We start from the raw sequence: 6,025 nt of genomic DNA on the forward strand, positions 1-6,025 counted from the left end.
GAATCTCTCCGCCCCTGCCATTTCTTCTTTACATCGTATTTATTAATTCTTATATTATCTTACTTCCTCATTTCATCGAGTCGTTATGCATTCACGGTACGCAGCTGTTTTTGATATTGAAAATCTCGAATTAAATACTCATTTTCGACCAGCAAATGCTGAACCCCTTAGAAATAATGTTGAAAAAGAATTAACGCCTGCTTCATTTGAATCCCTCGAGCTTTCTAGCCAATTACTTGCAGATATTAATCGTGCAGCAGTGCCTGTAGCTATAAATAGCGTGGTGAAAAGCAAGCACATACAATTAACGGGTGATCAGCTTGAATTGCCATCCCCACAGCTAAATGCAACCGATAAACGTGCTTTGTGGGCTTTAATAAGTGAACACCTTGATAAACTTTAAACCTGTAAATAACGATGCCGTAGAAGCGCTTATAGCTATTGAAAACGCGTGTCATAGTCATCCTTGGACTTTAAAAACGATGAGTTCATGTATTGGTGGGCGTTATTTTAATTTAGCCGCCTTTGATGGTGACCTACTCGTTGGTTTTTATATTGGTGAAAAGGCGGGGCCTGATTTTACGCTTATGGATATATGCGTGACGCCCAAGCACCAAGGTAAGGGGATTGCTAAGCAGCTATTGAGTAAATTTATAGAGCACGGTGAGCAGCAAAATGCCGAAAATTTATTTTTAGAAGTGCGGGAGTCAAATACGCGTGCAATCAAGCTTTATGAGCAAGCTGGGTTTATAGAGATGTCGGTACGAAAGAATTATTACCCAAGTGATGATGCAACTAAAAACGGTTTTGAAGATGCTATTTTAATGGGTATGGCATTAAGCTTAGGGTTTATGTAATTCTTTTTAGTTGCAGGCAGCCAACTGTTTTATTTTGAGTTAATAGCCTGCTGTATTGCCACTATTACTGAGTTTATAATTTCATCTCTTTGTGATTTATCGTTACTTTTTAGGTTTTCTTCAAGGTTGCCAGCGCTTTTGTAAATGGCATCAAAGTTAAAACATCCTGCGCTGCCTTTAACACTATGCGCAACTGCTTTTAGGCTTTCCCAATCTTGTGCATGGTGAAATGTTTTTATTTGTTCCAAATAACTGGGTAAGTTTGCTAAGTAATTATCAGATATCTGTTGAAACTTTTCACTTTTTAACAAGTCATCCCACTTATTTTGATTATCCTTTTCAAGGTGCAAGTAGCTAACAAGTACGTTCTCGAGGGCATCTTTATCTATTGGTTTTCCAAGCGCTTTGTCGCAGCCAGCTTCTATATAGGTACCAATATCGTGATTCATTACGTTTGCGGTAAGTGCAATAATGGGACCGTCGTAAGCAGCATGTCGTAGCATTTTGGTGGCTTCAAGCCCACCCATGACGGGCATTTGCATATCCATAATAATGAGTTGATAGTCGTTTACTAGCGCCATTTCTACGGCTTGTGCACCATTATTAGCTATGTCAGGCTCAAGCCCCCAAGTTTGCAACAGCAACTTAATTAGTAGCTGATTATCTGGGTTATCTTCAGCAACCAAAATATTTGCGTCAAAGCTGTTAGTCGCAAATGATAATAGAGGGTCTTTTTCAGGGGTTAATTGTGCATGATCGACAAGCAGCTCAAGCTCGGGTGTTTTGCCTTTTAAGTGGCAAGCAGCACTAATTGAAAATTCACTTCCTTCGCCCACTTCGCTTTCTAGTTTTATGTCGCCACCCAATAAATTTGCCAGATTTTTGGATATACATAATCCTAACCCAGTACCACCAAAGCGACGTGTAGTTGTCGCATCTGCTTGTTCAAACGGTTTAAATACACGAGAAATTTGATGCTCAGACATACCAATACCGGTGTCGGTTATTACAAACTCAATGAGGTTGCTTTTAGCATGATAATGCACACAAATAGAGACATGCCCTTGCTCTGTAAATTTAACGGCGTTGTTGGCCACATTAATTAAAATTTGTTTTAAGCGTGTTACATCAGTGTATATAGTTTGCGGTATTGGTAAGTCAAAAATAATATTAAGTTCTAAACGCTTTTCTTGCGCCAGTGGCGTTATGATTGACTCAATATCATGGATTAACTGCACAACGTTCACAGAGGCTTGCTCTACAGCTAATTTTTCAGCTTCAATTTTAGATAAATCCAAAATATTGTTAATGAGTTCAAGTAAGTGCTTTGAGTTTCGTAAAATAGTACTTAAATGTTGTTTGTCGTTTACTATTTTATCGTTATGTAGCAACTGCTCTGTAAAGCCCATAATAGCGGTGAGAGGGGTTCGTATTTCATGACTCATGTTTGCTAAAAAACGACTTTTAAGTTGGTTAGCTTGCTCTGCTTGAGTAATAGCGAGTTCAAGTTGGCTATTCATAGACTCAAGCGCTTGAGTTCGGCTTTCCACCTTGTCTTCTAGGTGATGTTTGTATTCTTCGAGTTGTTGTTGATAGTGCCTAATTTGATTAACCATGTGGTTAAAGTCGTTAAACAGTATGCCTACTTCGTCATCGGTATGAGCGGGTAAGCTTACTGCTAAGTCACCGTCACCTACTCGGTGACTGGCTGCACCTAATAGCTCTATTGGATTTAACAATAGGTTACGTACAACAACAAATATCAAGATAGGTAACGAGATCACTGAAATAATAACAATCAGACCCGTAATTAAGCTAATGGCTTTGCCCGACTGATGAAGTACCGCTTTGGGAATTGTTGATACGTAATAATAGCCGCCGCTCATTTGTACGGCAAAAATCATACGTTCGATTTTATCAATGCTCGATAACTCAATGGTAGAAAGTGAGCCTATGTCGGCTAAATCGCGAACCTTATTAAGTTCATATTCGCTAATGTACTGGCCTCGTAAATTATAATTAGAGCTAAATAGTATTTTACCGTCTTTGGTCAACAATAAATTGAGCGTATTGTTATAAGGCGCTTCTAAAATACTGGTATTTAAAATTGAAGGCTCAACATTTACAACAATAAACCCCAGTTGTTGTGGACGTTTTAGGTAATAACCCACGCTGTCTATTCGTTGCACAAAATACAGGCTGGTTGTGCCGTCGGGTTTTTGAACCATAAACTGCTGTTGGCTCAAATTGCTTTGTATAACCTGATTAAAAAAGGGGTAGTTTTTAGGCGCTATGGTTAAATTATTTGAATGATAGGCGTCACTTTTACCACTAGCCGACACTAGATTTATACTAATAATGTCAGGGTAGGCTTCGCTGTAACTGGCAAATACATCCATTAGAGCGCCAAGCCTGCGCGTATAATTTCCGTCTAAAAGTGCGTCATTGGCCAAAAAGTCGTTAAGTACCGGAGAGCGAGAAAGTAGCTTAGTGGTAGAGTGGAATGAGTCTATGTAGTTAAACGCTTTTTGTTGTTGCTGCTCAACAAAGCGGCTCATGATTAGATCGGCTTGTTTTTGCGTAGAGTTAGTTACATTAGTTAACGTAAACCCACCTAAAAATAGCAGGGGCAATATAACAAGCGGGGTTATATACCATAATAATCTAATGCTTAACTTACTGGTTTTCATTAACTAACTAATATCCTTGACGCAATCTTTTTATAGTATGCGTTACAAGTTTATTAAACAAGCCTGCGCTTAACTCATCGCTAAAATATAAACTTTAGTTAGAGGTAACTTCCCCTTTATGCGTAGGTTTTAATTACTTAATTAAGTAAAAGTTTTTATTTTGCTTGAGTCAAATTACAAACTAAACGGCCTGAGTTTAAATATTGATAAAAAAGATCAGTTAATAACTAACCATTGATTGTTTAAAGGGTCAAGATCAGCGAAAATAGTCTTTAATTACGATTAACATAACGGATCGCAAACTAGGAGCTAATTTACTCTTGGTTTTGGTGTGTTGAGGTTTCGGGGTTTAGCAGTTTTAGCCTTTAAACGTCTGCACACTTTATGGTGATATTATCCGTATTCAAACTATAAGAACTTTTTAATGGCAGACCAAAATCTCCTTAGCGAAATAAATAAACGACGTACTTTTGCAATTATATCTCACCCTGATGCCGCCCAGCCTTTCAACGCTTAAAATCACCTTTCATTGCACACCACAATCACATCTCTACGTACTGAATTTAAAGGCTTTTTGTCTTTTTCTCGTTTCTTTGCTTTTCAATGATGTTCAAGCGTAACCTCGGAAAGTGTGTACAAACTTGAGTACAAATCGCCATATTTACCGTTTTTAGCCAAATTCCATGACACAAACCTAGCTGTAGGCCTTGTGTCTACTGGGTTTTAGCCAAAACTTGCCTATATTTTTTATGCCGAAAATCGAGAAATGATGGTAAGACGTTCGCGATTATCTCTAATTGTTTGCTGGTTGAGTTGGTTACCGGTTGCTTTCTTGCTGTCCTAAAAGTTCATTTGTATGGACCTGATCTTCTGAACAAATCATGCATCTTTCTGACCATCAACAAACGATGAATCAGGCGATGATAGCTTTACATTGATTTTCAGGAGAATGCAGATGACAGCAGTAGCGCACCAAGTAACCCCTTTTCTCACGTCTTACGAAGTTATGGCTCGTTACCACATTAGCTATACGACGCTCTGGCGAAGAATAAAAGATGGCAGCTTGCCTCAACCTCGTATCAACCGAAATACACGAAACAAGCTTTGGCACATTGAAGACTTGGAGGAGTATGAGAACAGTGAAGGTTGAGCAGGGTTTAAAGTGTTAAGGGCAAAGTACAGCCCTTAACCTCTTAACAGTATTATTCGTTGATGTTGTCAGGCTTGTCGTGATTTGGATTGTTTCGGGCGTACTCCACACCATTGCGCTTGTAAATGTGCGTGTCTGGATGTTTACCTTCCTTAACTTCACGAACCAGTGTTTTTCGACTTACTTCGCCGCGCCCTGTAATTGTGTAGCTATCATTTCCACCATTTTTACCGCCATTGCCGTTGATACTTGAACCTTTCGCCATCTGGAATCCTCAATAAATTGAATCTAACTGGTTGTTCATTCAAGAACAGCAATGGAACCAGGGTTTCACTTCCTAAAGCACTACAAAATACATGTGGTTTCAAACTGAGAAACTCAAGAGTTCAGGCTGAAAAATGATCAGATTAAACCCTGGTGATAGCTATGCGGCTTAAGCCTAGTTTTAAAGCGACCAGTCAAAAAACAACATTGAGAAGGTTTTTGACATGGTCACAATTAGGAATACCAATCTACTGGTAGCGACAAATTCTTACTGTCCGAAACGCCAGTTGAATGGAAAGCCTGTCGGCTCGATGATGGTTTCTAGTTGTTGATACCAAACGTCGTAAGCATGACGCATTTCATCCAGGTACTGATATTGGTTGTAGATAGCATCCAACCCTTTTTTGCTGTGGCCAATCATCAACTCGGCAACTTCTTGCGTCGTGATGGCCGACATTCGTGTTCGCATCGTTCTTCGAAGATCATGCATAGACCAATGTTCCATCTCAACACCAAGCGACCTGCGAGCCCAGATTTTCACATTGTTAGGAATAGTGGTATCAAAGCCATTTGTGGCAAGATCTTCTTGTCCGTTCGCGGGAAACAAGTAAGTTGATTTGCTCATCTGCATCGCCAGTTCAATCAGCTCAATAGCAGGCCTAATCAATGGCCGCATGATTGGCGCTCCAATTTTCTCACCTTGTTTACGGATCTCTATAGGCACTGTCCACATTGCAGATTGCAAGTCAAAGTGATGCTTTTCAGCTTGAATGAGTTCGCCCTTGCGACCGCCCAATAGCAGAAGCAGTTTTATGTAGATGCGGTTCTTCTCAGTGATTTTTGACTCGTGCAAATAGCGCCAAAGTATCCTGATCTCGTTGTCATTTAGCACCCGAGTTCGTTTGCCTTTCTTACCGCCGACCTTTTTTGCTGTGATCCCAGCGGCAGCGTTAATTTCCAAAATTGGTTCATCAATCAGCCAGTCATAAATCATGGGGTTTTAGTGGTTGTATATGCCTTTTGACATATATCCTATCTTTTTTCACTGTTAGTGCATCATTCTT

Annotated in this window: 4 protein-coding genes and 1 pseudogene; 2 read left to right on the forward strand and 3 right to left on the reverse strand. The window is 39.6% G+C overall.

Annotation, left to right across the window (positions count from 1 at the left end; genetic code table 11):
- Positions 1-85: 85 nt before the first annotated feature.
- Complete coding sequence (locus CWB65_RS19585) at positions 86-403, forward strand: hypothetical protein (protein ID WP_138741296.1); 318 nt, start codon at positions 86-88, stop codon at positions 401-403.
- Positions 390-857 carry a ribosomal protein S18-alanine N-acetyltransferase gene (rimI, locus tag CWB65_RS19590; RefSeq protein ID WP_138741298.1) on the forward strand — a complete coding sequence of 156 codons (468 nt, stop codon included), beginning with the start codon at positions 390-392 and terminating at the stop codon, positions 855-857. Before CWB65_RS19585 ends, rimI begins: the two co-directional genes overlap by 14 nt.
- Before the next feature lie 29 nt (positions 858-886).
- Here rimI and CWB65_RS19595 read toward each other — a convergent pair whose 3' ends face one another.
- The 3 genes and pseudogenes from CWB65_RS19595 to CWB65_RS19615 all read right to left on the reverse strand — a co-directional run.
- Positions 887-3,547 carry a hybrid sensor histidine kinase/response regulator gene (locus CWB65_RS19595; protein WP_138741297.1) on the reverse strand — a complete coding sequence of 887 codons (2,661 nt, stop codon included), beginning with the start codon at positions 3,545-3,547 and terminating at the stop codon, positions 887-889.
- 1,202 nt (positions 3,548-4,749) lie between these two features.
- Positions 4,750-4,962, reverse strand: coding sequence for a hypothetical protein (locus CWB65_RS19610; protein ID WP_040132767.1), 213 nt, complete (start codon positions 4,960-4,962; stop codon positions 4,750-4,752).
- Positions 4,963-5,229: 267 nt separating this feature from the next.
- Positions 5,230-5,949, reverse strand: a pseudogene (locus CWB65_RS19615) (tyrosine-type recombinase/integrase); the annotation flags it as partial.
- Between the last annotated feature and the right edge of the window lie 76 nt (positions 5,950-6,025).

The organism is Pseudoalteromonas sp. S554, assembly GCF_005930865.1.
GTDB lineage: Bacteria > Pseudomonadota > Gammaproteobacteria > Enterobacterales > Alteromonadaceae > Pseudoalteromonas > Pseudoalteromonas marina.